This window comes from Nitrosopumilus sp. S6 (genome assembly GCF_054515815.1).
Window position 1 is genome coordinate 53972 of record NZ_JBTNRI010000005.1, and the last position, 26750, is coordinate 80721.

The following is a 26750-nucleotide window of genomic DNA, read 5'->3' on the forward strand; positions in this document are numbered from 1 at the left end:
ACCCTACAAAAATACAAGATTTAGTATGAAACTCTGTTTTACACACGGATTTCATAAAATTAAACATTAATGGTGTGTATATTAGAAACGAATTAGTTGACTTCGGCTAAGATTAAATCAACTCTTGACTCGCCCAAATACCAGTAATTCAATGTTGTTTTTTGGAGGTACTTACCTTGGGTAAAAAGAAAAAATAATTCTACAACAACTAATACTGAAAAATAAAATAATCTGCCTTTGACATCTTATCCCAATTAGGCAGAAATATTTTTCACATCCTACTAATGAAAACTTTGATTTTGCGACAAGTGGTTATTGGAAAAATAGAAAAGTATCTTTGTGTAAAAAGGGTTTTAATTATGAAAAGTTTGTTTGAATATGTGAAACCCATTTTTATTTTTGCTTTTCTAGTTTTGTTTGCTAGTTTATTTTCTTCTATGGCATTAGGAGACATAGATTCCCCCCGAAAGCAGATGGCAAATGGAGTGCCAGCAGAAGAAGTAATATGCAAAAATGGATTCCAATTAATGATTAGAAGTAATGGTGATGCAATATGTGCAAAATTATCCTCTGTGGAAAGGTGGATTATCACACAAGGGGCAGTGATTATAGGTAATAACATAGTGGATCCAGAAAATAACAATTCTTCAAATGAAGATCCAATAGATGTAGACTTGTCCCCTGAAACAATTCTAGTAAAATCTGCTCGTGACATCTATGCTTTAGGTACTACAATGGTGTTTACTGGGGAGGCTAGACCCAACATCGATCTGGAAATATCCTTGGAAGATTCTAAAGGAGATGTTGTATATGTAGACATTTTAGAGATTGGTGATTCTGGTCATGTACGATTTGAAATAATTCCTGATGAGACATTTACACAAGGGTCATACTTTTTGATTCTAAAACAACATGAGGACTCTGAAATTGTTCCTGTACATATTGGAGAAGCCACCGAAGAGATTGCTGCTGTAATTGAAAAATTTCATAATGACTTGAACTCAAAAGTTTCAGTTGAAATTTTTGGTTCTAGTTCATCAAATATATCATTGACAGTTTTTAATTCTCGTAATGATATTATTTTTGAAGAAGAAGTAACTCTAGACTCAACAGGTCATGCTGAATATTTACTTGATCTTTCAGACTACAAAAAAGGAAATTACTATCTAGTATTGAATCATGCATCTGAAGAAACCATCGAAGAGTTTACAGTAGGACTAGGTGTAGGAACTGACCCTATTGAAATCATCATAGATGACAATTATTACAATCTTGGCGAGACGGTATTTCTCATTGGAAAATCTTCAGACATGACACAGATCCTAATAGAATTGTTTGATCCTACTGGAGAAATAGTTGATATGATTGAATACTATACTGATACTGATGGAAAATTCTCATATCCATTAGAGATTCCTCTTGGAAAACAAAGTGGAGTCTGGACGATTAAAACAAGTAATGGAGAAAGAGTTTCTGAGGTAACCTTTGAGGTAGTAACAGATGACAAAATCCTAACAATACAAGTTGATAAAGAAGAACCATATTCACAAGGAGAATTTGTAATTATTTCAGGTACAGGTATTACTTCAGAATCCCAAACAATAATTCAGATAAAGTCTTCTGATGAATTTTATGAAATTGTTCCAGAAGTTACAAATGATGGTTCTTTTTCAGAAGTATGGCAAATCCCAGATAAAGGAGGATCCAGAGTGTATACTGTATCAGTTGAGGACGGAGACGACAAAGCTACAACAGAGTTTCAAGTAATATACAAAATATCTTAAGATTTGCATTCTAGATGAAAAAATAGAAAAATTTGTTCTCAAATGTCAGTCTTCTCTAGGAAGCTTTCCATTTTCATCAAACATATTTTGAATACTAGATGTGGCATTTCCATACTTTACACTGAGGTTCTTGTTGACTTCCATGACTTCTTTTTGCGTTACAGCAGCCTCGTCTTGAAAGATTTTCATGGCTTCAAAGGGTGATTTCCCATCTTTTAGAGCGTTTTCTTTTGCCTCCTGTGCTTGTTGAGTAATCTTTTCTGTAAACAAGAATTGTTGCCAGAAGATTCCTCTAACAGAACTGTCTACCTCTTGAATGAATCTGTAGAAAACATTCCTAGGACTATTCACCTCATTTCTTTTTTCAGCCTCTTTCAAATCATTTTGCAAGTCTTCTTGTGCAAGTCGTCTTTTATGATCAATCTCTTTTTGCTCTTTTATCACATTGTCTCGTTTCGTATTTTCAGACTTTTGTTTTTCAAGTTCCTGAATCATTTTTGAGAAAGGATCCAACTCTACTTTTTTGTCAGATACTTTTGGTGTTTCTTTTACAGGTTCAATTACTTGTATTGTTCTTGTTTGAGTCTCTACAACATAGTATGTGATTTCTGTATTGGCATACTTGTTATCTTTTTTTGCAGAAATTGTCGTGCTATACTCTCCAATATCCAAAACCGCAGGAGATACTGCTGAAAACTGTCCTGTTGAATTTGTTACAGTCTTTATGATTCCAGATGGAAAATATACGTGAACTAGAACATCAGAAACAGGTTTTTCATCCAACGTCATTGTTTTGCCAGTAATAACAGAGTGTTCACCTTCTTGGTATTCAGACAAACTGCTTACACTAAGCATAAAGTCCTCCACAGCCCATGCAGGAGTTGCAAGCAATACAGTCATCAAACTTGTGAACAGTATCACTGAAACTATCTTGTACATGTAATAGAATTTAGAAAAAACAAGTTAATTTGCAATATTCAAAAAAATGATCAATGAATTTGAAATTTGTAGAGTCGGATCGAAGGTTGTATTAAAAAATAAAAAAATTAGCTAGTCATACCTTGGAAGTTTTCCATACTTGTCAAAGGTTGACTGAACTGAATCTTCTGCCAATCCATGTTTGAGGTTAAGATCTTTTGTGATGTCAATTAACTGGATTCTTTTTACAGATGCGGCTTTATGGTATGCGTCTCTGGCTTCCTGAAGCGAACCTCCATTATCAAGAACATTTTTCATGGCTTTTCGTGCATCAGCAACCTTTTCTTGTTGGAAATTGAACATATCCCAGTAGACTAACTGAGTTTGAGCAGGTTTTGAGGCTACAAAACTACTAAAAGATGCTTTTGGAGTGTAATCTTTGTATTTTTCATGTATCCTGTCTAGTTCTTTGTTTAGTTCTTGTTTTGCAAGTTCTCTTTGTTGGTCAATGAATTTTTGATGTGCTTGTTGTCTCTTCTTTTCTTCACTAATTTCTGCCAGGTTCTTTTTCATCTGTTCAATCTTTTCAAGGATAGATTTTGCTACAGGATCTGATTTGATTTGTTCTGAATCTCTTACAGTAAATTCATTTGTTGTTTGAGCAAACACTTGGAATGTTGTACTATCAATGGATATAGTTGACAATAACATTACTCCAAGAATTACACCATAGACTGCATAGTTGGTTTTGGTTTTCGTCATTAGTTCTGCTAATTTGATTTTTGCATTTAGCGGTTAATCAGAAGACAGTAGCAATCTTAATCTAAAACAAAAACAATTATGCGTAATACAAATCGAAGCTTGTATCACAATTACTTTTAATATGATTCCATTTGATTTTGTATGCAAGTCATTGTAATTGGATTTTTAGTATTAGCATTACTTGGTGTTGGTTTTACAGGTATGGGATTTTCAGAAATTCAAGAAAGTCACATTACATTAGATTCTCACGAGATAACAAAAACCCAATACTCTACGGAAGTTAAGAAATTGACTGTAATTGGATATGTTTCAGATTATGAACGTGGAACTGTTGTTCATTTGCTTAATGTATCTCCTACTGGAGAAATCACTAAATTCAACACCACAGGAACCAATGAGGGGGATTTTTTCACAATAATCCCTATCGATGGAAAGTTTGAAGCAGGAGAATATCAGTTAGTGTTAGAATATGATGGAAAACAGATTGCATCTACTACGTATGTAATAATATGATTTTTGAGAGATCCTAGTGATTTTGGGATGTAAGATGGCTTTTATGTGCAATAACAAGTGTGAAAATTTCAATGATTTTGGGCATTCAAACAAACTAAGCTATGAAAATGGTTTCAAATGGTGTTCTTGTTGTTGTATTTTTTTGAGAATAGATGGATTCAGATGCCCATGTTGTAACATTGCACTAAGACTGAGTCCAAAAATAAAGACCAAACATCATTACTAAACACTGTCTTTCTTTTTTCTAATAATTCCAAAAAAGAAGCAAAGTAGAATCAGCATCATGATAATTGATAAAAACAAGTCAAAAGAGTCATCATCAAATGTTAATAATTCTTGTAATGCTTCTGTTGCAAGATAAATTGTAAACAATGAGAAAGCCAATGCAATGTACTTTAACTGAGAAACTCTTGTTTTTCTATACGCTGAAACTGCCATAATTGTCAAGAATATGGATAGTCCTGCTATGGCAACAGTTACAGAACCTGCAATAACATCGTCTTCAGTAACAACATCTCCTGGATCATCAAATGGATTGAGGTAATCAAACTGTAGGAAAATATCTGATATTGCTAACAAGTATGTTTCCAACATTTTAGATCTGGATTATTTCTGCTCAAATGCTGAAAATACATCTATCATGTTGTTTACCATGGAGTTCCATGTAGTTGACTTGCATTTTCTAAGATTTTCTAATACGTTTTCTTTGTTGGCAAGATGATATAATGTATATTTTCCTGAATATTCTGACTCGATTACATTTAACCCCATCAATCTTTTCATATGCCAGCTAACAGTGGAAGATGATAATCCAATTCCTTTTGCTATTTCTTGATGTGTTGATGGTTCATGTTGCAACAAATACATGAGAATACTTCGTGGGGAGTCTAAATTAAAAACAGATAAGATTTGTTCATCTGATTCATTAATATGATAATAATTTTTGTAAAACTTCGTTTTGACGGATTTTACCCTTCCCTCTTTTTCAAGAATATTCAGATGATACTGAACTGTACCCATTGAGAAACCCAGATTGTTCTTAATTTTCCTTAGGTGGGAACTAGGGTTGTTTATGATGAACTCAAGAATCTTTACTTGTGGAGAATCTACCATTTCGTGCATATTTTCAATCCTGAAATCAAGGATTTAACCTATTCTACAAATAATTACAGTTTTTTGATAAATTTTGTTTTGTCAGATCTAGACTTGTATCATAGAATGTTTTAGAGAGTAATTTGAAGTAAGAACGGCAGGTAATTTTTTCTTGACTGTTCGACTGCTATGTTCATCTACCCTGCCTATTTTTTAGATTGTAACAAAAACATCTCTTGCAAAATTTCTTAAATTCAATCTTGTATCACAAACAAAGTATATTCAAGTTCTCAAAAAAAAAATAATTGATTAGTAGATTTTTCATTATTCCAATCGTCATAGCAATTGGTTTGTTATCTACTTTCTTTTTGCTAAATTATGATGATATATCTAATGGCAACCCCGTAGGTTTTGATGAAGACAACGACGGAGTGGCTGACTCTTTTGATAACTGTCCAAATAACGCTAATTTTGATCAGGCAGATTTTGACTTTGATAATCTAGGCGATGAATGTGATATTGACGATGATAATGATGGAGTGTCAGACTTGCTTGACCAATTTGACACAAATCCTTTTGATTGGGCAGACTTTGATTTTGATGGAATAGGTTCAAACCGAGATACAGATGATGATAATGACGGAATTTTAGATATTGATGATGTAGTTCCTGTATTGCCTTCAGAGGCTCTAGCTGTAAAGTATTTGCAAGATATTCGTACATGTGCTGACATGGATGATGGAACACTACGTCTTGTTTGCTATTCTGAATTTTTTGGAATGATTGCAGAAAATGAGGAAAACAATTCAGATGCATTAGAACTCTCAATAGCGTTATCTAAAATCGGAACCATTGATGATTGTCATTTTGTCTCTCATGAAATAGGACATGTTGCCTTTGCCGAGAGTCCAAATGTTATTGAAAACCTTATTGGAATGGATGGAACCATGTGCAGGGGTGGATACTTTCACGGTGTTCTAGCTGCATATTTTCATGAAGTACAAGAAAATAATAAAACACTCCCATCAGATTACAAATCAATTTGTGATGAATTGATAGGTTCATCAAACTATCAAGACTGTGTGCATGGTTTGGGACATGGACTAGTGCATTTTTTTAATGAAGATTTGAATTCTTCTTTGAATATGTGTCATGACATGTCATTTTACCAAGACAGATTATGTGTTAAAGGTGTGATGATGCAGTACACTGATAATGTTTTGACCAGACAAGGAGTGAACCAAAATACAATCTCATCTTTGTGTGATGAATCAAAATTGAACAATGTTGATTTTGTAGAATGTAGTATGTCTATTGGAACAACCCTTGCGTTTTTTACAAATCATGATATGAATAAAGGATCTGAATTTTGTAAATTTATTGAACATAAAGAATCTCAAAATTATTGTATTGAAGGCTTGAGGTTGGAGATTCAGGATTCAGAAAAATATGAAACAGAGCCTTTGACATTAGATAACAGAGAAAAATTCCAGCCACAGTTTGTAGAAGGAACCTCCAAAGTGATTGACATACAAAGTCCTGCAATAATATCTGACTTTCAACTAGTACCTGAGGCAGGAATGATTTCCTTTGTAATTGACAGACCTCAATATGTGGTGATGTACATTCCAAATGAATACCTGGCTCCAAAAATGGTAGTAACAGTAAATGGGCAACTCCCAAATGAATTAGAGTCAAAGGGAAATATTTTGGGAGAAGATATTTCTATGATAAAATTTGTTCCTGATAATTCAGGATTAGTAATGATAACGCCCTTAGACTAGTAATAAAGTAAAAAAATCAAGCAGTTACTGTCGGTACAACAAAAATCCCACATAAACAACATATCCTACAATTAAGAAAATTCCTTCTTTTCTGGATATGACAAAACCACTACGCATTATTGGAATTAACACAAGACTGAATCCCAACATAATTCCAACATCTATGAGTACTTGTTCACTAACAGTAATTCCTGAGATTAGAGATGATATTCCCAAAATAGCCATAATGTTGAAGATGTTGCTTCCTACAATGTTTCCCACACTAAGATCTGCATGACCTTTTCTTGCTGCAACTACTGATGTGATTAGTTCTGGAAGTGATGTACCAATGGCAACCACGGTTAGTCCCATAAATAATTCAGATACTCCAAAATTTGTGCCAATGATTACTGCATTATCTACTGTAAGAAATGAACCTCCAGTTAGTAACACTAGCCCAATTATTATGAAAATAATTGATTTTGAAAAAATATTTTTTTGTAATATTTGAGATGATGGGATGACTTTTGTATCTGTATCTTTTTTAGAACTACGATAGCTGTATCCTGTAAAAACAATAATTCCAATTACAAGTAGTATTCCATCAAGAAAATCAATTTTTCCATCCATAACTATTGCAAGCAGTAGAAATGAAACTCCAATCATTATTGGTACTTCTTTTCTTATGGCAGATTTTGATACAATAATTGGACTAAGTATTGCAGAAATTCCCAGAATTGCACCAATGTTTACAATGTTACTGCCTACAACATTTCCCACAGACACATCAGACAACCCTTGCATTGCAGAGGAAATACTGACAGCCAGTTCTGGTGCAGATGTACCAAAAGCTACAACTGTAAGACCAATTACTAGCTGGCTAATCCCTAATCTGTTTGATATTGAGATTGATCCTTTGACTAACCATTCTGCTCCAAAATATAGCATGGCCAAACCTGCACCAACAAGCAAAAAATTAAAAATCAATTCCAAGATGATGTCCTGATTTAGTTTTCTAGGATTTTAAGATGTTGTGTCAAATAACAACAATCTTAAATATTTTTTAAAGCACCAAAGTTGTGGCAATTGCTTTTGTGTTAATAAATTGTGTACTGGGTACAGAATCTGAAGTTATTCAAAATCTCAAATTAATTGATTCTATAAAAGAGGCACATCCAATATTTGGCTCATATGACATTATTGTAAAAATTGAGAGTGATGAAAAAAACAATCTACAGGACATAATACATGATATTAGAAAAATGGATGATGTTACCTCTACATCTACTCTGATTATACCAAAATAGAACTCTAGGATTATCTTACAAATTTTCTACATCAACTAGAGTAACAGGACAAGATGCATTTTCTGCTATTTTCCTAGATACACTTCCTAGAGATAGGAGTTTTTTTAATCCTTTTAGTTTTCTTCGTTTTGCCATTACCACAAGATCAATACTTTCCTGTTGTATGACCTCTAAAATTACTTCAGCTGCATCTCCTACTTTTATTCTGACATCAACTTCAATATTTTCCTCCTTGCATTGCTGTTCGTATTTCACCATCTTTTTTTCCATTTCGTGACGAATTGATTCATTTGCATCATTAATGCTGTCAAATAACTTCTTACGTTCTGATTCTGTAAGTGCAAAAGATACAGGAGCATAATGAATTTCTTCTATTATGTGTAAGATGATTATTTTAGAAGAGGAGTTTTTTGCTACATACATTGCATGTTTAAGTGCCTCATCTCCAGCTGGAGTGCCTGCGTGTGGAACAAGTATGGTCTTGTACATGATTATCTTCAAACTTATTTTGATTTAATATCTATAAAAATTATCCAAGTTGTACAGGATGCAACTATTTTTTGTTTAATTTCCTGTAAGTAAATTCCTAGTCTTACATTCGTCCCTTGCAAATTTTTTTATGCTTTCTGAGGTCGTCTGTAGAATGAAATTCCTCGCCACAAGCTCTGCATTTTTCTTTTTTCTTTTTATGTGCAATTTCTTTATGCTTTTCTAGTCTTTCAGGATACTTGAACCTCGAACCACATTTATTGCATTTTAGTTTCCTTTGACTTTCTACATCTAAATCTGCCATACTTGGTTTAGTATCCTCTACTACTAAAGATAATTCTCATATCTCATACATTCCCTTTCTAAAATCAATTTTTACGCTTATCTGCGTCCCATTTTTTGGGCTTTTAATTAAATTACTTATTTTTACAATCATCATTTTATTTATGAACTGTTTATATTCTGTAAAATAAGTGAGAGAAATTATGGAGGCCCCACTTTTAATAAATGAAGAAGAAAGGATACAATCTTTACATGCATTAAAGATTCTTGATACTCCTCCTGAAGAAAAGTTTGATAGAATTACAAAAATTGCACAAATAATATTTGATGTTCCTATTGCACTAGTAAGTCTAGTTGATGTTAACAGACAATGGTTCAAATCATGTGCAGGTTTGTCTGCTAGAGAAACACCCCGCAGCATGTCTTTTTGTGCTCATGCAATTCATAAAGATGAAATTTTAGTAGTAGAAGATGCTACAAAAGATGAACGTTTTTCAGATAATCTACTTGTAACTAGTGAGCCATACATTAAATTTTATGCAGGAAAGCCACTTTTTGGTGTTGACCATCATGTGTTGGGAACTTTGTGCATCATTGACAGACAGCCAAGAAAATTAAGTAAAGGTGATAAAAACATTCTAAATGATCTTGCCCAGTGGGTAGAAAACGAGTTTAAAACCATTACCTTAACTCAACAACTAAAAGAAAATACAAACAAATTGATGGATGCTGAAACAAAATTACGAAAACAGAATATTGATCTAGAAAAAGAAATTAAACAAAAAACAGAACAACTCTTAAAAACTGAAAAAATGTCGGCATTGGGAACCATGGCTTCACGTCTTGCACATGATTTGAAAAACCCTTTATCAATAATCAAAACATATTCTGAAATTCTAAGTAAACAATTAGAGAATGATATGGATGATCAAATGAAACAAAGATGTGGATTGTTAAAAAATTCAATTACAGATGTAAATAGAATAATTGAAGATACTTTGGATTTTGTTAGAACTAGTCAGATTAATCCATCATACAATTCTGTGATGGAGATTCTAAAAAACTCCTTACACAATCTGTCTGTACCTGAAACTGTGAAGATTACATTACCTGAAAATGATTCTAAAATTAATTGTGATGCACGAAAGATGGAGGCAGTTTTTACAAATATTCTACTTAATTCTATTCAGGCTATGAATGATTCAGGAAATATTATAATCCAAATAGATGATGACTCCTCAAAACTTAGGATAAAAATTGAAGATTCCGGATCTGGTATACCTGATGAAATAATGCCAAAGATTTTTGAGCCTCTGTTTACATCAAAATCTTCTGGTACTGGTTTAGGATTAGGAATATGCAAATCCATTATTGAACAACATGGTGGCACCATTTCTGTAACCAACAACCCTACTACGTTTACTATTGAATTGCCAAAAACTGACAATTAATCTGCACCCACTTTATTTTCAATAATTGGTTCAAGCTTTTGATGGATTCAGATTATTAATAAAATTGTGATCTGATTGACTTCGTTTTGATTCAAATCAACCCTTTACTATCTTTATATTCGACAAAAAATTCGTCAAAATAATAACATGAAAACAATACTATCTACATTAGTTCTATCTGCAATTCTTTTGACTTCTGCTGTTGCAACATCAGGCATTCAAACTGCAAATGCTGCAACAAATCTTGTAGTCAATGGAAGCTTTGAAGAAGATCCTAATTCAGACTGTAATTCTCCATTTGTCACATTGACAGCCGGTTGGCCTACTCTTAACGGATGGACTATTTCTGCAGGACCTACTATTGATTGGATTTGTACACTCTGGGATGCATCAGATGGTACAAAGAGCATTGATTTGTCTGGAACTCCTGGAAAAGGCATAGTCTCACAAGACATCCCTACTGAAGTAGGCATCACTTATGATGTGTCTTTTGACATGGCAGGAAATCCAGGTACATGTGGTGAACCTAATGTTAAGAACATGAAAGTTTCTGTAGCTTCATATGAAAATATATTTTCTTTTGATACTACAGGAAAATCAAATACTAACATGGGCTGGACAACAGAAGGCTTTTCATTTGTCGCAGAATCCTCAACTAGTACATTAAGCTTTGAAAGCCTTACTGGTACTTTCTGTGGACCTGCAATTGACAATGTAATTGTTGTAGAACAGATTACAGAACCTGAAGATGGAAAAGTAACAATCTGTCACAAACCAGGAACTCCTGCAGAAAAAACTAAAGAAGTTCCAGAAGCTGCATTGAAGGGTCATCTAAAACACGGTGACACACTAGGTCCTTGTTAATAGTCTAAAAAACTATTTTTTCTTTTTTATTTTTTTAACACCTAATTTTGTGCCTATTTGCGTCTATTTTGACTCCAAAACAGTACCTGAATACCCGTGGGCCCTGCCTTTTCATGGGATGTAAAGAAACGGACATGGTGCATTTTTAAAAACGGCATCAACTGTACTATTGTAATACATTTTCTCTGCATGAGTACCAATCTTTGTTTTACTCATTACTATTAGATCGATATTGTGATCTTTTGCATATTCTATTATCGAACGAGATTCCAAATCGCTTTTGATAACTTTTGAACTAGATGAAATACCTAGTTTTTCTACTTCTTTTTTTAGGCATTCGTGATTTTCCTCAGCCTTTTTCTTTTGCTGTTCCATTTCTTTTTTGTCTGACTTTGTCTTAAAAAATCCAAACGTAGCTTTATCGTGTATACATGTTAAAAAAACAACTTCAGAATTATGTTTTTCAATTAAGGGAAATGTGTTTTTAATTGCTTTTTCACTACTTGCCGTTCCATCAAAAGGAATCAAAATTTTTCTTATCATGTAAATTCTCCAGTTAAATGTTATTTATCACTCAAAAATTTTCTCTCTAGCAATTTGATAACTGTATCTGGACTCGCACATATTGGAGAATTATTTGTCTTTTTTGTTACCAACTCTAATCCTTGTTTACATGTTATTTTGTCATATTCAATACCATGTTCATGCTGTATTATTGGACCTGGAATGTCATTATAAACAAAAATTTCTCTATATTCTATGTTGTTTTGAGTGATTGTTTCTAGTGTGTAATCTGAAGCATCTGCTGTAAAAATCATGGTGTACTTCCCAGACTCTTTTGGTGTCCACACATATGTTAGATGAGAACTTTGTTCTGATTTAATTTGTAAATTTTCAAATTCTTGAAATACCATCTCCGATCCTTTGTAGATTGTAAGGCCAAAATTTGTTTCAGGAGGATCACTTTTTCCGATATTTGTTACCTCATTTGTAATGTATAGTGGTTTTAATAATAATGGAATTGTGTTTTCACCTTTAATGTCTGAAAAAAATATTGATTTTAATGTCCAATCAAAATCTGGTTGGCTGTTACCTGTTTTGACAATAATTGTTCCTGTAATGTGAGAATATTCCGGGTCATGATAATTATAAACTCCATTTAGTCTAAATGTAAATGAACTTTGTTCACCTGCAGTAATTTCTCCTGTATCAAAATTCCCTGCAACTCTTTCATCATTTTCTGATTCTATAGTAACTATTTGATGCGATACTATGTCATAATTTAGCCATGTTATACTGTCTCCTTCTACAATAGTAATTGTTGAAGGGTTAACACATTTGTCGTCTATTTGACATCCTATTTGGTATGATCCTGGCATAATCTCTATATCATAATTTTCAGCAAATACCGGTGAAATTGTAATTGTAACTAATACTGCAAATAGTGCAAAAAATATGTTCTTTGCAGTATTTTTGAATAGTGACTCTGTTTTCAAAGGACTCATAACTTTTGTCAACAAATCATTTTTCTAATTTTTATATTTAAGTAACAGAAAAAAATATTCTCTAGTGCTAACTTCTTCTTTTCATTTTACAAAATTTCTTTTCAATAGTGGTTCATGCCATCAAGGATTCATAATTCTTCTAAATTTTCTAATAAAAAAATAGTGCTAGTGCATTTCTAAAATGCTGAGTAATATCCAAACGTGAGCATTAGTATTGCACCAGCTCCTATTACTAGTCCTACATATTTTGAAATCGGATTGGAAATTTTATTTATCATGTTGTGTTATTCGTCAATATTATACATAAGATAAAGTCAAATTCAAAATTTAATTTTCAATAATTGTCTTTACTGATTTTTAAAAATTTTTCAACCATACAATGTCAATCTGACATACCATTATCAAAAAAATACGTTAGTTACTGCGTTAGTTAACTTGTATCCTATTCATTCTATCTATCATGGCTTTTGCTTTGAGTAATTTCCTTTCCACATCTTCTTGATATTCTATATCCAAGGATTCTTCAAAAAATGGAATTGCTGCTCCATATTGGCCTATGCTGACTAGCAAGTCGCCCTTTTGTTCAAATAAAACGGCATCATGTATTCCATTTTTGATATCTTCAACCATCAAAGTGTCAATTTCACTTATTTTGTTTCTTGTCTGTATCAAATGGGAAACAAAATCTAGTGTCTCAGAGTTTAAAGTGCTTTGATCATCCCATGGATAAATGTCTGCAATGGTCTCTGACTTGAAAGGATTACTACTTGTAACTGCTGATACAAATTGCTCATTTGCAAAATTGCTTGCAGTATATAGAATTGAAGCCATGCCAACTATTGCAACTAACGCAGTAACAATACCGGCTTTTTTATTCCATTTTTGGAATGATGTGTAACTTTGCATGGATTCCCTTAGGACAAATTTTCTTATTTAGTAGAGTCAATTCTAAAATTTATCAAGCCCATTTTTACTCAAAATTTCAACATCTGAGCTTACTTTTCATAAAAAATGATACTAGTATCGTTTCATGTTGCTTAGACTTTATGTTTTTTAGAACCATATCTCAATACGGTGAAAAAAATGTTTGATAATGCATTTGAAAGAACATTTCGAAGATTGTCGAGCCCCTTTTTTTCAATGGGTGATGTCTTTGAAAGCCCTGATGGAGGCAGCGTCCAAACCTATGGCCCATACTACTATGGGTATGTAAAGACAATAGGAGAAGATGGTATTCCTCATGTAACAGAATGGGGAAATACAAAGCCTGGAGGAACGCTTACAGATTCTAGTGTGAGAGATCCTCTTGTAGACGTTTCAACAAACGATAAAGATGGCACCATCAAACTTGTCTCTGAGATGCCAGGAATTGAAAAATCTGACATCAAGCTCAATGTGGCAGACAATATGGTTTTGATATCTGCTGAGCATGGAGACAGAAAATACCAGAAAAAAGTACCATTGCCATCAAAAGTTGATGAAAACTCTGCAAAAGCCAAGTATACCAACGGAGTCTTGGAATTGACTTTGTCAGTTGCAGAAGAAAAGCCCGTAGGAAAAATAGTACCAATAGAATAGGCAGAAGAAAATGATTTCCTATTCTACAATCTGGAAAACTATTCTAAAGCCTCCAGATATTATGGGAGAGACCTAATCTCCCGTGATTTTTTTAATTACCAATATTTTGTAACAAAATGTTAACTTTTCAATACCGTTGTTGATATGATTTTTAATATTATTTTCACATAACTTTATTGGCTTTTCAGAAGAGACGGCAGTTTAATCAAACGATGGGAGGAATATCTCTTCAATGCCCACAAGCCAACTCTTTTTCTCCCCTCCCATCTTCAACTCTTTTGAATAATTTTTCATAATTACTTTTCAACATTGTTCTTGACTGTCCTTTATAGTTCTGATTTGTGTACTAGTAATCATGAATGAAAAAAATAAAATAAAAAATTTACAAGATGACTATGAAAAACTTACAATCGATAAATGGAGGATAGGAGGGTATAGAAGATTTCCTTAGGTGAGTACTATGAGTTACAAAACAGGATCTTGTATTTTGTGCACGAAACCATCTCCTATTACTGCAGAGCAACAGCAATGGAGGATTCATGTAGCAAAACACAGAGACAAATTGATACAATATGTAGTGGAAAACTATGATTCGTGTGTTATTTGCCCATACCACCTATACTTTACAGACAGAAAATCTTTTGAAAACCATCTTAGATGGGATCACTCAAAACAATCCCTCATTGACTGGTTTTACAAAAATATCATCTTAAAAGAACAACCCTTGGGTGTATGCTAGTCTTTTTGCAGGTATGAAATTACCTGCATTTTACCAGACAGGGCAAACCAACAAGTAACTTTGTGACTTTACTTTTCTAGTCTAAAATTGACCAGACGATATAACTTACAAATCCTATATCTGTTTCATGAAGATTCCAAATGTCTTAAACATGCTACATCTGAAGGAAACCTACAAAAAGAAACTCTGGGAGCTTCATAAGAGGAATTGAATTATGGCCTGCTACCTAGCCCCTCCAATGTATTTTACGTCCTGCTCATTTTTAAGGCCATGTGTAAATAATTCCTCTTTATCTTTTTCATTTTGTGCTGATAACAATTTAATATCTAAAAATGAAATTACCACCCATGGTTGATGATTCAATGTATGAAACAGCAGCAAATAACTTTCTGGAGTTATCAAGTATACAGAGATTACAAATCCTTGCCAAGCTTGAAGAAAAAAAATCAAAACCTGCTGATCTAGTTAAAGAATTTGATTCTACAAAACAAGAAGTTTACAGAAATTTTTCTAGACTCGAAGATGGTCATTTGATTATAAAAGATCGTGACGGAAATTATGAATTGACTGAATTTGGAAGAACCATGCACAACCAAGTTCCTGCAATAATGTTTCTGTCTCAAAATATGAAATATTTCCACCATCATAATTTTGGTAACATGCCAAAAAAATTCTATATGCGTGTTGGACAGCTTTCTGATGGTCAATACATCAAAGGACTAGGAACTATTTTAGAAAAATGGAAGGAGATTTACAATAACGCCGAAGAGTACATCTACCTTCTTACATCTGAGATCATTTTGGATCTTGGCAAACCACTCATTGAGAAATTAAAAAAAGGCGTAAAATTACAATACATTCTATCTGAAACATGCACAGTTCCAGAAGGCAGAACTGAGAATATGAAAAAAATTGATTTTAAAAAATACATACAAAACGGAACTGCTGAAAGAAAAATGCTAAAGACTGTTCCTACTGCAATAGTACTAAACGAAAAGGAAGCATTTATCGCATTTCCAGATCTTGATGGTGAACCTGACCTATCTGAGATATTCTATGGAACTTCTACTGATTTTCATGAGTGGTGTCATGACTATTTCTTGTATTATTGGAACAAAGCAGGAAGCTTCAATGAAAGTAAACTAGTTGAAAAAGTGTAAAAAATAAAAAAATTACATTCCTAGTACTTCTTTGACTAGGAATGCACCTAATCCCATTCCCATCATTGCACCTAATCCCATACAGATTAAGTCAAACTTGACGACCTTTTTGAATGGGGCATGCACCATTTTATCCCAAGTGCTATTGGGTTTTGTTTGAAATGATTGTGTTGTCATGGTTTTGTATATTGTAAACTTGTTCATAGACTGTGGTTATTCTAAGATATTACTAGTCAACACCAAAGCTGACGATTAATGAAAAAATTGTATTTGTGATCATTGTTGTTGCCTTGAGTTTATGTCATCTAAAACCAATCCTATCTCAGTGAATGAAAATGTGGTTTGAACAACAAATCAACCAAGTTCGAAGTATGTCAAATCATTATTTTTCCCAATTTGGCAACTTTGAAAAATATCTAAACAAGATACAGTCAATTCGAGGAAATTCCTCGAAGGGAGGCTCATAAAATGAACCTCCTGATTGTAATGGAAAAAGGTGATGATCATGAATAAAAATAGTTTTAGAAAAAATACAATTCTGACTGCACTAGTAGTATCTGTTGCAAGTTTGATTGCAGGTGGCATGATGGTAACATCTGCACATGCTGAGAATGCAAAAACAATCTATGATGAAGCAGTCTTAACAGCAGAAATAGAATTTACAGAGACGATAACTCAAGCAAAGCAAGAGCTGAAAAGTATAACCTCAAATCCTGATGTAGATTCTGAAACAAAGCAATTAGCTCAAAAAGAATATGACAAGACAGTAGCAGATGCAAAGATTCTACGAGACCAGAAGATAAATCAAGCACAAATTGAATTTGACCAAGCAATTGAAGATGGTAAAATTACCTTAGAGAAAGCAAGAAAACATCTTACCCAGACAATAAATGATGCAAAACTTGAATATGAAACACAGCTAAAACAGGCAGAAGATAACTACATCAAATCTATAGAGAACATCACAAACAATGAAGAATTAAAAGAACTTGAAGACGAATATGAAAAAATCATTGACGAACTAAAGCAGGTATACAACAACGCAATAACTCTGGCAAACCAGGACTATCATGAACTTCGAGAGATAATTCAAGGAGGTGAAAATGATGCCTGATGAAAGCTGCAGAAATTGTGGCACAGAGCTTCAAATAGAATCCACATGTTCAGAATGTCAACAGGCAATACAGCAAATTTGTCCTGCATGTGGATATTCTACACTAGAGAGAATCCACTTTGATTGCACATTTGGATTAGAAATGGTGAACAAATCTGAGCAACAACTTCATACACAAAAGGTAGAAGCACAATGACATCCCATAAACTCACCACCCTTTTCCAAACATCTGATCACCTATCTGGGAATGTGGGAGACATTTTAGCACATTCCCAATCCTTCATTGGTCTATGCAACAGATGTTGGGCAGATAACGTGTATGTATCATTGAATAGTTCATGTGAGATATTGTGTGACCGATGTAATGGTGAAAAATATCGATGATACAACGCTTAGCAAAAAACTAGTTAAGATCAATCAAAGATCTAACTTTTTTTATTTTGAATCTAAATGAATTTCTTTACTGTATTGTGAACTGACTGGTTTACGTTACTGATAATTTTAGGTGATGCACCAAGATGTTTTTCAGGTGAGAATATTGCATCAATCTCCTTTTCAGTTAACTTTGATGTAAATGCCTTGTCTTTTTTGATTGCATCTTTGTAAAACATTCCCTTGTCGTTTGCCAAAAATGCAACTCGCTGCACGTCTCTGTATGCAACAAATCTGGGAACTCCTTTCTTGATTAGTGCCTCCAAAACAAATTCTGCAAAGATTTGTCCCTTTGTGATGTAGAGATTCTCTACGATTCTCTTTTCATTTACAAACAAGTTTGAAACAATTCTAGTCATGGTTTCAAGCATTTCATCAACTAGAATGGATACTGTAGGAATTACAAATCTCTCATTAGCTGAATTTGATAAATCACGCTCATGCCATAATGGAATATTCTCAAAAGCCACTGCAACTTGACTTCGAACTAGTTTAGATAATGATGATACACGCTCACTTTTGATTGGATTTCTCTTTACAGGAACTGCACTGCTTCCCATCTGTCCTTTCTTGAACTGCTCTGCAACCTCACCGATCTCGGTTCTCTGCAGATTTCTAATCTCTATTGCAATTTTTTCTAACGTTGCACCAATCAATGCCAATTCAAAGACATATTCGGCATATCTCTCCCTTGGAACAACTTGTGTTGTTACTTCAGCTGGGAATAATTTCAATCTCTTTGCAGCTCTTCTTTGAACTTCAAGTGACTTTGCACCCATCAGTGAACCTGTTCCAACAACTCCTAATGTTTTACAAATCAAAATTCTCTTCTTTATCTCTTCAATTCTCTCAATGTGCTTTGCCATCTCTGCTGCCCAGTTTGCAAATTTTAATCCAAATGAAATGATACTGGCATGTTGTCCGTGTGTTCTACCAACTGCTGGAACTTTAGAATGCTTTACTGCTTTTTTGGCCAAGATTGATGCCATCTTTGCGACTTTGGGTTCAATGATTTGCAGTGCATCACGCATCTGCATTGAATTACTTGTATCAACCAAGTCATTGCTTGTCAATCCATAGTGAATCCATGGTCTTGCATTCTTGCTACATTTCTCACTAAGTGATTCAACTAGTGCTGCAGTGTCATGATCACTTTTTGCCTCTAGCTGCTTGATTCTCTTTGCAGTAATTTTTCCTGACGTTGCAGCTCTGTGAATTTCCTTACCGATACTTTTTGAAATCATTCCGATTTCACTTTGAGAGATTGCAGCTGCACCTTCAATTTCCAATTGATAGTTGATTTTTTTCTGTTCACTAAAAATTTCCATCATTTCTTTAGTGCCATAACGACCACTATCAATAGGTAGAATTGCCAATGATTCTACCTGAACTTATTGGAAAATAAATCTACTCCTCAGTATCGTGATTTGTTGACTGTGGCAACTTTCTTTTGAGATCTTGCTTCTTTTGTTTTTGCCTTTGATTTGCTTACTTTGCCTTCAGTTTTCATACTTTTTCCACTTCTTCTTGCTGCTCTTGATGCTTTTGCTCTAGTTTTTTGTTCTTCTTTTTGTTTTTCCTTTTCGTCTTCAGTTAATTTTCGTCTTACCATGTTTTGTAAGTGTAATTTATCCTAGTTAAGTCCTATCATTATTTTCCATTTTGGTTTTTCAAAAAAATCATTTTACTGAAGATTAAAATTGGAACCTACAGGTTTTCAATCAATATGAGTAACATGACTCCAAGAAAAATTGGAGAGAATCAATATCAAATTGATGCAGATTCTAATTTAGGAATGAAGGTTCCAGTTAGAATTTACGCTAATGAAGCATTGCTAGACAAAATGCTTACTGATAGGACTATCATGCAAGCAAGAAACGTCTCATCTATTCCTGGAATTGTAGGACACAGTGTTGTTTTACCTGACGGACATGAAGGGTATGGATTTCCTGTTGGTGGTGTTGCTGCCATGGATGCTGAAGAAGGAATGATCAGTCCAGGTGGTGTTGGTTATGACATTAATTGTGGAGTAAGATTACTCCGTTCTAATCTAACTGAAGATTTGGTTCGCTCTAAACTAAAAGATATTGTAACTGATCTGTTTAGTTCAATCCCTTCAGGTGTTGGCTCTAAGGGTGCAGTAAAACTCAGTCACTCTGAACTTGATGAGGTTCTAGTTAATGGAGTAAACTGGGCAATTGATCATGGTTATGGTTCAACAAACGATTCAGATGTTTGTGAAGAGAATGGACAGATAAAAAACGCAGATCCTAACAAAGTTTCAGATAAAGCAAGAAAGCGAGGTGCACCTCAGCTTGGTAGTTTAGGTTCAGGTAATCATTTTCTTGAAATTCAAAAAGTTGCAGAGATTCATGATGAGGAAGCAGCTGAAAAAATGGGAATCAAAGAAGGAACAATTACTGTTCTAATTCACTGTGGTTCAAGAGGATTTGGCCATCAAGTGTGTAGTGATTACTTGAGAGTTGCAGAACAAGCCATGTCCAAATACAACATCACTTTACCTGACAGAGAACTTGCATGTGTTCCAAACACTTCTGAAGAAGGAGAGTCTTACAGAAAAGCAATGTTTGCAGCTCTGAACTTTGCTTGGAGTAACAGACAGATGATTACTCATTGGACTAGAAAATCTTTTGAACGTGTCTTTAATCAATCAGAGTCTGATCTTGATATGAAACTAGTTTATGATGTTGCACATAATATTGCCAAAGTAGAAAAGCACAAGGTAAATGGTGAGGAGAGAAAACTAGTTGTTCACAGAAAGGGTGCAACTAGAGCATTTCCTGCAAACAGAGATGAGATTCCAACAAAATATCGTCATCTTGGTCAACCTGTCTTGGTTCCTGGTTCTATGGGTACTGCAAGCTGGATTTTACTTGGGCAACCAAATTCAATGGATCTAAGCTTTGGTTCTACTGCACATGGAGCAGGAAGGACAATGTCTCGCTCCAAGGCAAGAAGAAACTATACTGAAGATGACGTTAAAAAATCCCTAAATGACAAGGGTATTTTTATCAAAGCATTGACCAGAGATGGAGTTGTGGAGGAGACACCTCAAGCCTACAAAGATGTTGATTCTGTCGTTAATGTTTCTCATGATCTTGGAATTGCCACCAAAGTGGCAAAATTAGTGCCTATAGGTGTGATTAAAGGTTGAGCGAAGAAGATTCAGAACTAGAGAGACTAAAAGCAAAACGACTAGCAGAGATGCAAAAAAATCTTGTATCAAGACAAGATTCTGCTCCCAAACAAACTGAACAAAAACCTGTTGAAAATCCAAGGGACATGCTAGTCAAAGTTTTGGGATTTAGAGGACTAGAAGTTTTACAAAATGCCGAATCACAATTTCCAAATGAAACAAAAATGATTGTACTAAAATTATCTGAATTGATAAAATCCGGCGAACTTAATGAAACTCTTGATGGAGGAAAACTGCTAGCATTGTTTAGAGCAGTTGGACTACACATTAGAATGGAGACTAAAATCAACATTGAACAAGACGGAAAATTTGTTTCACTAACTGACAAACTTAGCAAGCAATCTTCTCAGGATGAAGAATAATGGCTATTACTTTGGAAATTTCTACAAAAAATTATTCAGATGATGCATTTAACATCAAAAAAGCTCTGTCTCACATGGAAACACTAACTGGTGGATATAATGGATATGTGTTCAGTGAACCAACCGAAAATTTTGGTTGGACTTTTTTTAAAATTGCATTCAAATCTGAATTACAGCAAGGCATTGAAGAAAAGTTTGCAGACATGATATCAAAATACCGTTCTAGTACTGCAGAAGAAAAGTTTGCTGAATTTTTGAAAGATTATTTTGCTTCTAAGAACTGTGACGTAAAAATTAAAGTCACTAACTAGACTCTTCTTCCTCTCTTTCCACCCTTCTTTCTGGTGGTGTCGTGAGGAATAGGTGTAACATCATCAATTCTTCCAATCTTAAATCCGCCTCTTGCTAGTGCTCTGATTGCAGCTTGTGCACCTGGACCTGGAACTCTAGAACCAACTCCGCCAACAGCACGAACTCTGATATGGAATCCTGTGAATCCTTTTGTCTTTGCAGATTCTACTACTGCATTTGCAGCTTTCATTGCAGCAAATGGTGATGATTCGTATCTGTCTGCATTGACGTGAATTCCACCAGAACTGATAGCAACAGTTTCGCCACCAGTTAGATCGGTCATGTGAATGATTGTGTTATTGTAACTACTGTAAATGTGAGCGATACCCCATTTCTCTGGGCCTTCCTCTTTCTTTGCCTGTGGCTGAGTTTTTTCTTCTACTGCCTCTGATTCTACTTCGACAGGTGCCTCAGTCTCTTCGACTGGTGCTTCCTCAACTTTGGCTTCGACTTCTGACAATGACTACTCACACCTAAAGGGGTTTAAAAAACATTGATTTTGGAATTTTGCTTTGATTTTACTACTTGGCCCAAAAACGACTATTCTTCTTATACTGACAAAATCCAAAGATTCCATATGGGCTCTATCTTGTTTTTGGCAATTGGCGTTGCAGTAGCTGCTGCTTTGTTTGGCTCGATGGCAATCCAATCACTAACTCCGATCAACGAAGTCATTTTGTCACCTCAAGAGAAAAAATGCCAACAGATTGCAAATGAAGGATACAAGATACATGCACTATACCCTGAAGCTCATCCTGAAGACTTGTCTGAAGATGACAGAAAACGATTACTATACCTTGATGATTTATGGATGAATGAATGTGTTGCAGTTTTGCCTGCTGAATCTGTTTTTAGTATTGTAAATAATGTAGAACGAGACGTTTCACACGGCGAATAATTATCTAAAGTGTTTCCAACCAGAATCTTTTAGAGTAATCTCTTTGTTGTTTCTTTGCAATACAACTCCTTTACCTACAGTTACGTACCCAATTTCAACAATTGGTGTCTTGAGTTGTTTTGCATTTTTTAGAATGGTTTGTCTGTGTTTTGGATTAATTGTAAACACAAACTCGTATTCTTCACCTCCGTGAAAAACTAAATTATCTAAATTCAATTTTTGTGACTTTGCATGATTCTCTAAATCCTTTTTGTGTGGCGAATCAGTAATTACAAATTTCTTTTTTGATTGCTTTGCCATCTCATTTAGTGTAGTGGATAAACCATCACTAGAATCCATTGTTGCAGTAAAGTATTTTTTATTTCTCAACCCAAAATTTACTCTGGGCTTTGGATGTATTACTGATTGGACAGATTTTCTGACAAAGTCTTTACTTCCTTTCTTTTTGTGTAATAGTATGCCTAGACCTGCTGCAGTATAACCAAATGGCCCTGTTGCAAAAATCAGATCCTTTGTCTTTGAACCACCTCTGGGTACTATACTATGAGAACTTCCAAATAGGCATACATTAAACACAACTTCTCTTCCTGCGTTTGTATCGCCTCCTAGAATGGAAATTCCAAACTCATTGCAGGCTTTTCTAAAGCCATTAGCAGCATCCTCTACTTTTGAGCGTGAAATGCTTGAAGGAAAGTTTACTGAAATTATCCCATATTGAGGCTTGACTCCCTTTGCAACAAAGTCACTTACACAGGCTACTACACTTTTTCTTGCAGCATCTGATAGTTTCATTTTAGGGGGAATGTCAGTGCTTTCAACTAACGTGTCTGTCTTTGCTATGATGTTTGGTTTGTGTAACTTGAAAATCTCTACATCTTCAGAGACAAAATTCTTGTTTCCAAGTTTCTTTTGAAAAATTTTGATAATTTCAGACTCATCTAATTTGCTCATAACTTTGATTCACCAATTCTATTGTATCCTTAACAATTTTTTTACATTTGTCTTCATCATTTGATTCGGCTGAAACTCTAATGATATCTTCAGTGTTTGATTTTCTTATCAACACCCAACTGTTATCATCAATGATTCCTTTGATTCCATCTAGTGTATTGACTTCTGAATAGTCATTTGCAAATGTTGATTGTACTTTGTCTATCACTTTATCATGGAATTGTGCATCAATTGCAGTCTTGTCTCTAATTTGAAAATAACTTTCCATAAAATTCAAAACTTCATTAAACTTTTGACTTCCAAGCATTGATGAGATCAAACCGCTTGTTAGAATTCCTTCTCTACAATAATTAAACTCAGGTAGAATGAAACCGCCACTACTTCCTTCTCCTCCAGCTTGTGCATTGTCTTTTATCATCTGTTCAATTACATTTGCTTCTCCAACTTTGGTTCGCTGAACTGTTCCCCCATTCTCTTTGATGAACTTTTCAACTGAAACACTAGTGTCAATGCTTAGAACAAATTTCTTGTATCCTAACTCTAATGACTTTGCAACTCCCAATCCCAATGTTACATCTGGTGTCTGTTTCTTTCCGTTTCTAACTACAACTAGTCTATCACCATCCAAGTCAAATGCAAACCCGATCTCTTTTTTTGATGATGCCAAAACAAGGTCATCCAAATTATCTGAAGTGGGATCTGGACCTCTACTGCAGTCTTGCAGGTTCTCATTTAACACCTGAACATTGCAACCAATTGATTCTAACAATTCAGGCGCAAATCCTTTTGCAGCCCCTCCTCCAATATCTACTACAACCTCTGGTTGATTCTCCAAATCTCCGATAATCTTTCTTGCATCCTCAATGTATGACGATGAAATGTCTTGCTCGATGCCAATCTTCTCACTTTTGATCTCTTGTTTCTCAATTATCTGCGGAAGTTCCTTTTCATTAATTCCTCTTCCTTCAATGATGAATTTCATTCCATTCCATTGAATTGGATTGTGAGAAGATGAAACAACAATTCCTGCACCATACTTTCTTGCTTCTCTGAAAACTACTGGCGTTGGAACAGTCTCTAAATTAAAAACATCAATTCCGTTTTTCATTAACGCTGCACTGGCAGTATCTTTTATCATGGAACCTGACGGTCTTGTGTCTTTTCCGATTGCACATTTTCCAGACTTTACTAGTGATGAAAAGTTGTTACAAAATTCTAATACGTCTTTTAGATTGAGGTCTTCTCCAAATATTCCTCTAATTCCTGAAATTGTTTTTTTCAATCAATCCAACTCAGAAAGGCTTTTTATTAACTCTGGTGGCTTTATCCAAACGTGCCTTGGTAGCTCAGCCTGGTAGAGCGAACGCCTCGTAAGCGTTAGGTCACGGGTTCAGATCCCGTCCGAGGCTTTGTTAATTTTTCAAAAATGTTTGTAAATTGAGAATCTTATTCATCGAGGGTTTCAATGTCTACTTCTAGTTCTTTTCCTAAACCTTCCCACCATTGTTTAGTTTGTTCTGCCATGTTCCCCTCATAAGTAACCTGAAATTGTCCTTTATAGATCTGTCGGTTGATCAAATGTTGATCAATTACTAGTGTTTTCTAAAACTTATTCAGTCTCTTCATCACGTTTTCTTTTGAATTTCCTATACATGATTATGGTTAGGGCAGCTCCTGCACATCCCCAAAATAATGGCGATAATCCAGGTTCAATTGTAGGTTGGAAAGCTCCAACAAAACTTGCAAACATTATAGCTATCAAAACCAATCCACCTAATTCCAGCATTTTTGCCATATTCTCTCTGAGTCTGTGGTGATTTCAAAAAGATATATGGTTTTGTAAATTACATCGAACTATGGACAAGTATCTTACTGTAGTTTTGATGTTCATGATTGTTACAATAGCAATTGCATTTTTTGATCCAACTACAGGAGACCTGAGATTCATCCCACATCTATTTTATGGTGGAATAGCAGGAATTATCATTATCTTCGTTTACAGTTCCTACAAGGAAAAGAAAGCACGACAAGAAGCAAATGCTAAACGAAAAAGATCTAAAAAATAGGTCTTAGAGTTCTAAACCAAATGATTCAGCAATACTTGAAAAGTTTGCATAAGATTCCAAATATTGTCTTCCTTTTGGTGTAATTACAAAGGTGTTCTTTCCATCAAATTCGATCTTGTTGATTAGGCCTGCGCCAGTCAAGTTGTCTAAGAATTTGGATAGTCTAGAATGTGATAAATTTGCCTTTGTTAGAAGAGATGTTGTCTTGATGCCTTCCTGTCCAGACTGTTCAGTAACAGTCAACAAATCAGCTACAATCTGCATACTAGTTCTATAGGAAACCATACGTATCTTACTCTAAAACTCAGATATAAGGGTATTACCATTAATTCAGATCAGATAAATAATCTCTAGCCTGATTTGCCACAATGTCTGCAATTCCATGGTTTGATGACTTTGAAGGTGTTGCTTACAGGTATTATGATCTTCGCATGAATGTTGTCCCATTAGTTTCTGACAGAAAAGAGTCTGCTTCTATTTGGCATGATACCATTCGTTTCTGGGTAGATCCGTCAATTAAGATAAGATTTGTCGAAGTCGGTGATGATTACTGGTTTATCATGGGTGCTGATTCCCAAAAACCTGACACGAATATGTCTTTCTTCAAGATTTTACAAAAGTCTGAAAATTATGAGCGATTCAAGAAGGGCCATGGCGGAGAAGCATATTTGAGATTAGGAACATATGCACACAAGTCTCTTAGTGATGTAAAAAAGGATGCATTGTGTAATTGTGGTCATGAGGCACGAGATCATGATGAAAATGACAATGATGAATGTCTGTATAACAAATGTGATTGCAAAAAATTCTCTACATTTCAAGTAAACTTGCTAAAAAGAAAGAAAACAATTACTGACATTAAATTCCTTGAAGAAAAAGATGTAAAAGATGATCCTCTAGTTTGGAATTGTTTTAATGCAAACAAGTTTTCAAAAGAAAAAACCTAGTCCAAGTGTTTGTTTACTCTAACGTGATCTCCAGGATAATATTCATGAAGCTTTTTTGAATAACAGTCTCCACAAAGCGTACCTTCAACTCCCCACTCTTTCATTGCTTTGAATCGAAGTTTAACTTCTTGACTGCATATTGCACATTTCTCTTTTAGTCCCAAAGTGCTTCTGCTCTTTTTAATCGATATAAAAAACATTCTCG

35 protein-coding genes and 1 tRNA gene are annotated in these 26750 nt (G+C 34.5%); 17 read left to right on the top strand and 19 right to left on the bottom strand.

The features are described 5' to 3' along the window. Positions 1–380 precede the first annotated feature (380 nt). Positions 381–1784: a hypothetical protein gene (locus ACX12B_RS05030; RefSeq protein WP_459352953.1), complete on the top strand. Its 1404-nt coding sequence runs from the start codon at positions 381–383 to the stop codon at positions 1782–1784. A 45-nt stretch (positions 1785–1829) separates the two neighbouring features. Here the strand turns inward: ACX12B_RS05030 and ACX12B_RS05035 are convergent, their stop codons facing one another. Together ACX12B_RS05035 and ACX12B_RS05040 are read right to left on the bottom strand one after the other, a co-directional pair. Continuing rightward, on the bottom strand, positions 1830–2684 hold the full coding sequence (locus ACX12B_RS05035; protein ID WP_459352954.1) for a hypothetical protein: 855 nt from the start codon (positions 2682–2684) through the stop codon (positions 1830–1832). Between the two features lie 150 nt (positions 2685–2834). Then, complete coding sequence (locus tag ACX12B_RS05040) at positions 2835–3464, bottom strand: hypothetical protein (protein ID WP_459352955.1); 630 nt, start codon at positions 3462–3464, stop codon at positions 2835–2837. 141 nt (positions 3465–3605) lie between these two features. Between ACX12B_RS05040 and ACX12B_RS05045 the strand changes: the two genes are divergently transcribed. After that, positions 3606–3977, top strand: a complete 372-nt coding sequence (locus ACX12B_RS05045; RefSeq protein ID WP_459352956.1) for a hypothetical protein — start codon at positions 3606–3608, stop codon at positions 3975–3977. A gap of 222 nt (positions 3978–4199) precedes the next feature. Here the strand turns inward: ACX12B_RS05045 and ACX12B_RS05050 are convergent, their stop codons facing one another. Together ACX12B_RS05050 and ACX12B_RS05055 are read right to left on the bottom strand one after the other, a co-directional pair. Next, positions 4200–4556, bottom strand: coding sequence for a hypothetical protein (locus ACX12B_RS05050; RefSeq protein ID WP_459352957.1), 357 nt, complete (start codon positions 4554–4556; stop codon positions 4200–4202). A gap of 27 nt (positions 4557–4583) precedes the next feature. Next, positions 4584–5099 carry a winged helix-turn-helix transcriptional regulator gene (locus ACX12B_RS05055; protein WP_459352958.1) on the bottom strand — a complete coding sequence of 172 codons (516 nt, stop codon included), beginning with the start codon at positions 5097–5099 and terminating at the stop codon, positions 4584–4586. A gap of 275 nt (positions 5100–5374) precedes the next feature. On the opposite strand from ACX12B_RS05055, the gene ACX12B_RS05060 reads away from it, so the two are divergent. Continuing rightward, positions 5375–6853 (top strand): thrombospondin type 3 repeat-containing protein, encoded by a 1479-nt coding sequence (locus ACX12B_RS05060; protein ID WP_459352959.1) that lies wholly within the window; start codon positions 5375–5377, stop codon positions 6851–6853. Positions 6854–6877: 24 nt separating this feature from the next. On the opposite strand, the gene ACX12B_RS05065 is transcribed toward ACX12B_RS05060, so the two are convergent. Then, positions 6878–7825 carry a calcium/sodium antiporter gene (locus ACX12B_RS05065; RefSeq protein ID WP_459352960.1) on the bottom strand — a complete coding sequence of 316 codons (948 nt, stop codon included), beginning with the start codon at positions 7823–7825 and terminating at the stop codon, positions 6878–6880. Positions 7826–7911: 86 nt separating this feature from the next. Here ACX12B_RS05065 and ACX12B_RS05070 point away from each other — a divergent pair, with 86 nt between their 5' ends. Continuing rightward, positions 7912–8139, top strand: coding sequence for an Lrp/AsnC ligand binding domain-containing protein (locus ACX12B_RS05070; RefSeq protein ID WP_459352961.1), 228 nt, complete (start codon positions 7912–7914; stop codon positions 8137–8139). A 15-nt stretch (positions 8140–8154) separates the two neighbouring features. Here the strand turns inward: ACX12B_RS05070 and ACX12B_RS05075 are convergent, their stop codons facing one another. After that, entirely contained in the window at positions 8155–8628 is a 474-nt protein-coding gene (locus tag ACX12B_RS05075; protein WP_459352962.1) for a universal stress protein, read from the bottom strand. A gap of 103 nt (positions 8629–8731) precedes the next feature. Further along, on the bottom strand, positions 8732–8932 hold the full coding sequence (locus ACX12B_RS05080) for a C2H2-type zinc finger protein (RefSeq protein ID WP_459352963.1): 201 nt from the start codon (positions 8930–8932) through the stop codon (positions 8732–8734). A 181-nt stretch (positions 8933–9113) separates the two neighbouring features. Between ACX12B_RS05080 and ACX12B_RS05085 the strand changes: the two genes are divergently transcribed. Then, a complete protein-coding gene (locus ACX12B_RS05085; protein ID WP_459352964.1) occupies positions 9114–10361 on the top strand; it encodes a GAF domain-containing sensor histidine kinase in 1248 nt (415 codons plus the stop codon). 147 nt (positions 10362–10508) lie between these two features. Continuing rightward, entirely contained in the window at positions 10509–11225 is a 717-nt protein-coding gene (locus ACX12B_RS05090; protein WP_459352965.1) for a choice-of-anchor C family protein, read from the top strand. 111 nt (positions 11226–11336) lie between these two features. Here ACX12B_RS05090 and ACX12B_RS05095 read toward each other — a convergent pair whose 3' ends face one another. From ACX12B_RS05095 to ACX12B_RS05105, 3 genes are all read right to left on the bottom strand, one after another. Continuing rightward, complete coding sequence (locus ACX12B_RS05095; RefSeq protein ID WP_459352966.1) at positions 11337–11768, bottom strand: universal stress protein; 432 nt, start codon at positions 11766–11768, stop codon at positions 11337–11339. Positions 11769–11788: 20 nt separating this feature from the next. Continuing rightward, positions 11789–12730: a CARDB domain-containing protein gene (locus tag ACX12B_RS05100; protein WP_459352967.1), complete on the bottom strand. Its 942-nt coding sequence runs from the start codon at positions 12728–12730 to the stop codon at positions 11789–11791. Between the two features lie 426 nt (positions 12731–13156). Next, positions 13157–13636: a hypothetical protein gene (locus tag ACX12B_RS05105; RefSeq protein WP_459352968.1), complete on the bottom strand. Its 480-nt coding sequence runs from the start codon at positions 13634–13636 to the stop codon at positions 13157–13159. Positions 13637–13813: 177 nt separating this feature from the next. On the opposite strand from ACX12B_RS05105, the gene hsp20 reads away from it, so the two are divergent. Together hsp20 and ACX12B_RS05115 are read left to right on the top strand one after the other, a co-directional pair. Continuing rightward, entirely contained in the window at positions 13814–14308 is a 495-nt protein-coding gene (hsp20, locus tag ACX12B_RS05110; protein ID WP_459352969.1) for an archaeal heat shock protein Hsp20, read from the top strand. A 1086-nt stretch (positions 14309–15394) separates the two neighbouring features. Next, on the top strand, positions 15395–16207 hold the full coding sequence (locus ACX12B_RS05115) for a helix-turn-helix transcriptional regulator (RefSeq protein ID WP_459352970.1): 813 nt from the start codon (positions 15395–15397) through the stop codon (positions 16205–16207). Between the two features lie 12 nt (positions 16208–16219). On the opposite strand, the gene ACX12B_RS05120 is transcribed toward ACX12B_RS05115, so the two are convergent. Beyond that, positions 16220–16411: a hypothetical protein gene (locus ACX12B_RS05120; RefSeq protein ID WP_459353025.1), complete on the bottom strand. Its 192-nt coding sequence runs from the start codon at positions 16409–16411 to the stop codon at positions 16220–16222. A 301-nt stretch (positions 16412–16712) separates the two neighbouring features. Here ACX12B_RS05120 and ACX12B_RS05125 point away from each other — a divergent pair, with 301 nt between their 5' ends. Together ACX12B_RS05125 and ACX12B_RS05130 are read left to right on the top strand one after the other, a co-directional pair. Next, positions 16713–17321, top strand: coding sequence for a hypothetical protein (locus ACX12B_RS05125; protein WP_459352971.1), 609 nt, complete (start codon positions 16713–16715; stop codon positions 17319–17321). Further along, positions 17311–17517 carry a hypothetical protein gene (locus tag ACX12B_RS05130; RefSeq protein ID WP_459352972.1) on the top strand — a complete coding sequence of 69 codons (207 nt, stop codon included), beginning with the start codon at positions 17311–17313 and terminating at the stop codon, positions 17515–17517. Before ACX12B_RS05125 ends, ACX12B_RS05130 begins: the two co-directional genes overlap by 11 nt. 250 nt (positions 17518–17767) lie before the next feature. Here ACX12B_RS05130 and purB read toward each other — a convergent pair whose 3' ends face one another. Both purB and ACX12B_RS05140 read right to left on the bottom strand, forming a co-directional pair. Beyond that, positions 17768–19129 carry an adenylosuccinate lyase gene (purB, locus tag ACX12B_RS05135; RefSeq protein WP_459352973.1) on the bottom strand — a complete coding sequence of 454 codons (1362 nt, stop codon included), beginning with the start codon at positions 19127–19129 and terminating at the stop codon, positions 17768–17770. A 38-nt stretch (positions 19130–19167) separates the two neighbouring features. Beyond that, positions 19168–19365, bottom strand: coding sequence for a hypothetical protein (locus ACX12B_RS05140; RefSeq protein WP_459352974.1), 198 nt, complete (start codon positions 19363–19365; stop codon positions 19168–19170). Between the two features lie 114 nt (positions 19366–19479). Between ACX12B_RS05140 and ACX12B_RS05145 the strand changes: the two genes are divergently transcribed. From ACX12B_RS05145 to ACX12B_RS05155, 3 genes are read left to right on the top strand one after another with little or no spacing between them, the layout of a single operon-like run. Continuing rightward, a complete protein-coding gene (locus ACX12B_RS05145) occupies positions 19480–20928 on the top strand; it encodes an RtcB family protein (protein ID WP_459352975.1) in 1449 nt (482 codons plus the stop codon). After that, the gene (locus ACX12B_RS05150) at positions 20925–21332 is read left to right on the top strand and encodes a DNA-binding protein (RefSeq protein ID WP_459352976.1); all 408 of its coding nucleotides are present in this window, start codon (positions 20925–20927) and stop codon (positions 21330–21332) included. Before ACX12B_RS05145 ends, ACX12B_RS05150 begins: the two co-directional genes overlap by 4 nt. Beyond that, positions 21332–21643: a hypothetical protein gene (locus ACX12B_RS05155; RefSeq protein WP_459352977.1), complete on the top strand. Its 312-nt coding sequence runs from the start codon at positions 21332–21334 to the stop codon at positions 21641–21643. Before ACX12B_RS05150 ends, ACX12B_RS05155 begins: the two co-directional genes overlap by 1 nt. Here ACX12B_RS05155 and ACX12B_RS05160 read toward each other — a convergent pair. After that, entirely contained in the window at positions 21640–22143 is a 504-nt protein-coding gene (locus tag ACX12B_RS05160) for a 30S ribosomal protein S11 (RefSeq protein WP_459352978.1), read from the bottom strand. The genes ACX12B_RS05155 and ACX12B_RS05160 overlap by 4 nt on opposite strands. Before the next feature lie 33 nt (positions 22144–22176). On the opposite strand from ACX12B_RS05160, the gene ACX12B_RS05165 reads away from it, so the two are divergent. Then, positions 22177–22581 (top strand): hypothetical protein, encoded by a 405-nt coding sequence (locus ACX12B_RS05165; RefSeq protein ID WP_459352979.1) that lies wholly within the window; start codon positions 22177–22179, stop codon positions 22579–22581. On the opposite strand, the gene thiL is transcribed toward ACX12B_RS05165, so the two are convergent. Both thiL and ACX12B_RS05175 read right to left on the bottom strand, forming a co-directional pair. Continuing rightward, entirely contained in the window at positions 22582–23532 is a 951-nt protein-coding gene (gene thiL / locus ACX12B_RS05170) for a thiamine-phosphate kinase (RefSeq protein ID WP_459352980.1), read from the bottom strand. Beyond that, positions 23516–24814 (bottom strand): phosphomannomutase, encoded by a 1299-nt coding sequence (locus ACX12B_RS05175; RefSeq protein WP_459352981.1) that lies wholly within the window; start codon positions 24812–24814, stop codon positions 23516–23518. The genes thiL and ACX12B_RS05175 overlap by 17 nt, the downstream gene beginning before the upstream one ends. 53 nt (positions 24815–24867) lie before the next feature. Here ACX12B_RS05175 and ACX12B_RS05180 point away from each other — a divergent pair. Then, positions 24868–24941 (top strand) — tRNA-Thr (locus ACX12B_RS05180). A gap of 200 nt (positions 24942–25141) precedes the next feature. Here ACX12B_RS05180 and ACX12B_RS05185 read toward each other — a convergent pair. Then, complete coding sequence (locus tag ACX12B_RS05185) at positions 25142–25327, bottom strand: hypothetical protein (RefSeq protein ID WP_141977638.1); 186 nt, start codon at positions 25325–25327, stop codon at positions 25142–25144. A gap of 61 nt (positions 25328–25388) precedes the next feature. Here ACX12B_RS05185 and ACX12B_RS05190 point away from each other — a divergent pair, with 61 nt between their 5' ends. Next, a complete protein-coding gene (locus tag ACX12B_RS05190) occupies positions 25389–25598 on the top strand; it encodes a hypothetical protein (protein WP_459352982.1) in 210 nt (69 codons plus the stop codon). Between the two features lie 3 nt (positions 25599–25601). Here ACX12B_RS05190 and ACX12B_RS05195 read toward each other — a convergent pair whose 3' ends face one another. Next, positions 25602–25862, bottom strand: coding sequence for a winged helix-turn-helix domain-containing protein (locus ACX12B_RS05195; RefSeq protein ID WP_141978549.1), 261 nt, complete (start codon positions 25860–25862; stop codon positions 25602–25604). Between the two features lie 104 nt (positions 25863–25966). Between ACX12B_RS05195 and ACX12B_RS05200 the strand changes: the two genes are divergently transcribed. Further along, positions 25967–26545, top strand: coding sequence for a hypothetical protein (locus tag ACX12B_RS05200; RefSeq protein WP_459352983.1), 579 nt, complete (start codon positions 25967–25969; stop codon positions 26543–26545). On the opposite strand, the gene ACX12B_RS05205 is transcribed toward ACX12B_RS05200, so the two are convergent. Next, a complete protein-coding gene (locus ACX12B_RS05205; protein ID WP_459352984.1) occupies positions 26542–26709 on the bottom strand; it encodes a hypothetical protein in 168 nt (55 codons plus the stop codon). The genes ACX12B_RS05200 and ACX12B_RS05205 overlap by 4 nt on opposite strands. Between the last annotated feature and the right edge of the window lie 41 nt (positions 26710–26750).

Bases quoted from the DNA above. Each gene is read 5' to 3' on its own strand.
- ACX12B_RS05035 (WP_459352954.1), bottom strand. From the start codon at position 2,684: ATGACTGTATTGCTTGCAACTCCTGCATGGGCTGTGGAGGACTTTATG.
- ACX12B_RS05040 (WP_459352955.1), bottom strand. From the start codon at position 3,464: ATGACGAAAACCAAAACCAACTATGCAGTCTATGGTGTAATTCTTGGA.
- ACX12B_RS05045 (WP_459352956.1), top strand. From the start codon at position 3,606: ATGCAAGTCATTGTAATTGGATTTTTAGTATTAGCATTACTTGGTGTT.
- ACX12B_RS05055 (WP_459352958.1), bottom strand. From the start codon at position 5,099: ATGCACGAAATGGTAGATTCTCCACAAGTAAAGATTCTTGAGTTCATC.
- ACX12B_RS05075 (WP_459352962.1), bottom strand. From the start codon at position 8,628: ATGTACAAGACCATACTTGTTCCACACGCAGGCACTCCAGCTGGAGAT.
- ACX12B_RS05080 (WP_459352963.1), bottom strand. From the start codon at position 8,932: ATGGCAGATTTAGATGTAGAAAGTCAAAGGAAACTAAAATGCAATAAA.
- ACX12B_RS05085 (WP_459352964.1), top strand. From the start codon at position 9,114: ATGGAGGCCCCACTTTTAATAAATGAAGAAGAAAGGATACAATCTTTA.
- ACX12B_RS05090 (WP_459352965.1), top strand. From the start codon at position 10,509: ATGAAAACAATACTATCTACATTAGTTCTATCTGCAATTCTTTTGACT.
- ACX12B_RS05095 (WP_459352966.1), bottom strand. From the start codon at position 11,768: ATGATAAGAAAAATTTTGATTCCTTTTGATGGAACGGCAAGTAGTGAA.
- ACX12B_RS05100 (WP_459352967.1), bottom strand. From the start codon at position 12,730: ATGAGTCCTTTGAAAACAGAGTCACTATTCAAAAATACTGCAAAGAAC.
- ACX12B_RS05105 (WP_459352968.1), bottom strand. From the start codon at position 13,636: ATGCAAAGTTACACATCATTCCAAAAATGGAATAAAAAAGCCGGTATT.
- hsp20 (WP_459352969.1), top strand. From the start codon at position 13,814: ATGTTTGATAATGCATTTGAAAGAACATTTCGAAGATTGTCGAGCCCC.
- ACX12B_RS05115 (WP_459352970.1), top strand. From the start codon at position 15,395: ATGGTTGATGATTCAATGTATGAAACAGCAGCAAATAACTTTCTGGAG.
- ACX12B_RS05120 (WP_459353025.1), bottom strand. From the start codon at position 16,411: ATGAACAAGTTTACAATATACAAAACCATGACAACACAATCATTTCAA.
- ACX12B_RS05125 (WP_459352971.1), top strand. From the start codon at position 16,713: ATGAATAAAAATAGTTTTAGAAAAAATACAATTCTGACTGCACTAGTA.
- ACX12B_RS05130 (WP_459352972.1), top strand. From the start codon at position 17,311: ATGATGCCTGATGAAAGCTGCAGAAATTGTGGCACAGAGCTTCAAATA.
- ACX12B_RS05140 (WP_459352974.1), bottom strand. From the start codon at position 19,365: ATGGTAAGACGAAAATTAACTGAAGACGAAAAGGAAAAACAAAAAGAA.
- ACX12B_RS05145 (WP_459352975.1), top strand. From the start codon at position 19,480: ATGAGTAACATGACTCCAAGAAAAATTGGAGAGAATCAATATCAAATT.
- ACX12B_RS05155 (WP_459352977.1), top strand. From the start codon at position 21,332: ATGGCTATTACTTTGGAAATTTCTACAAAAAATTATTCAGATGATGCA.
- thiL (WP_459352980.1), bottom strand. From the start codon at position 23,532: ATGAGCAAATTAGATGAGTCTGAAATTATCAAAATTTTTCAAAAGAAA.
- ACX12B_RS05185 (WP_141977638.1), bottom strand. From the start codon at position 25,327: ATGGCAAAAATGCTGGAATTAGGTGGATTGGTTTTGATAGCTATAATG.
- ACX12B_RS05190 (WP_459352982.1), top strand. From the start codon at position 25,389: ATGGACAAGTATCTTACTGTAGTTTTGATGTTCATGATTGTTACAATA.
- ACX12B_RS05195 (WP_141978549.1), bottom strand. From the start codon at position 25,862: ATGCAGATTGTAGCTGATTTGTTGACTGTTACTGAACAGTCTGGACAG.
- ACX12B_RS05200 (WP_459352983.1), top strand. From the start codon at position 25,967: ATGTCTGCAATTCCATGGTTTGATGACTTTGAAGGTGTTGCTTACAGG.